Consider the following 1,059-nt stretch of genomic DNA (forward strand, 5'->3'; position numbering starts at 1 on the left):
GGCCAGCTCATCATACGACGGACGAACACCTTCCCCCACAACAAGATCATCCCACAGTCCCGTTCACAGCCCAGAAACGACCTGAACAGTCACCGCAGGGATGCCACCAACATGTGTTCGAGTCCCCCTCTCTCGGACATAGTATTACCCCACGGATCGCGAAACGCGATCTTGACGCTGGGATGATCGCAGCTCAGCTCGAATCGATCTCTTGCGGTCGCCATCCGGCGCCGTCGTAGACGATGATCTTCCCTGAGTCGCGCAGCGCTGCTGCCACCTCTCCGTGTTGTGGTCGGCCAAGCTCCGGCCTGGTGTGGTCCTCGATGCCTTCATATCTGAGTCGGAGGCTGATCTCGTCGACGGGATGGTCTTCGCCGATGTAGGGCGTTTTCGGTCGCGGCTGGCCTGCGCGTTGTGTGCTGGTGGGGCCGTGGCGGCAGCGGTAAGTCGAGCGCCCGTGGTTTCCAGTGCGAGTCCAGCAGTCGATCGCAGACACCGCGGTGGATCAGCCCAGCGAGGGCGAACCGGCGAGTCCGGCCGCCGTGGGCTGGACGCTTCGCTTGGGGTGCGGTTGGTGGGGCGAGGGCGAGGCACTGGAGGCGTCGGCCCCAGCGGGCGTCTCGCGGATCCATTTGGTGATCTCCGCCCAAACCATGTCCTTCTCGGTGTAGCGGCGGCTCCACTCGGCGGACACGGCTTCGTCGGCCCTGCCGTGGACGGCGAGCACCGTGACGCCGGGACCGGTCAGTTCCAGCGGTGACGTCCAGGCGTAGTGCCCGTCGACCAGCAAGGGCACGCCCATGAGGTCGAACGGGTTCAGACGTCGAGATGGTCGAGGGCGTCTTCGACCACGCGCGCGACGAACGTGGCGTCGAGCGGCTCGCGGGAGAACCAGCGACGGTAGAACAGCGGGCCGGCCACGGCGGCGGTGACGTCGGCCGCCCCACGATCCGCGGCGAGCTCGCCGCGAGTTCGCGCGCGTTCGGTCACCACACCGAAGGGAGCCATCAAGCGGGCGTGCAGATCCGCATGAAGCCCGGCCAGCTCGGGCTCGCGCTC

General features: G+C 66.7%; 2 protein-coding genes. Both read right to left on the reverse strand.

The window, feature by feature from the left end; all coding sequences use genetic code 11:
• Nucleotides 1–505: 505 nt before the first annotated feature.
• Entirely contained in the window at nucleotides 506–802 is a 297-nt protein-coding gene (locus tag AB0M30_RS47690; RefSeq protein WP_364599337.1) for a hypothetical protein, read from the reverse strand.
• 14 nt (nucleotides 803–816) lie between these two features.
• The coding region (locus tag AB0M30_RS47695) for a TetR-like C-terminal domain-containing protein (RefSeq protein ID WP_364599340.1) at nucleotides 817–1,059 on the reverse strand (243 nt) is incomplete at its 5' end.

Origin of the sequence: Amycolatopsis sp. NPDC051716, from assembly GCF_040681595.1 — a bacterium.
In the GTDB taxonomy this organism is placed as follows: domain Bacteria; phylum Actinomycetota; class Actinomycetes; order Mycobacteriales; family Pseudonocardiaceae; genus Amycolatopsis.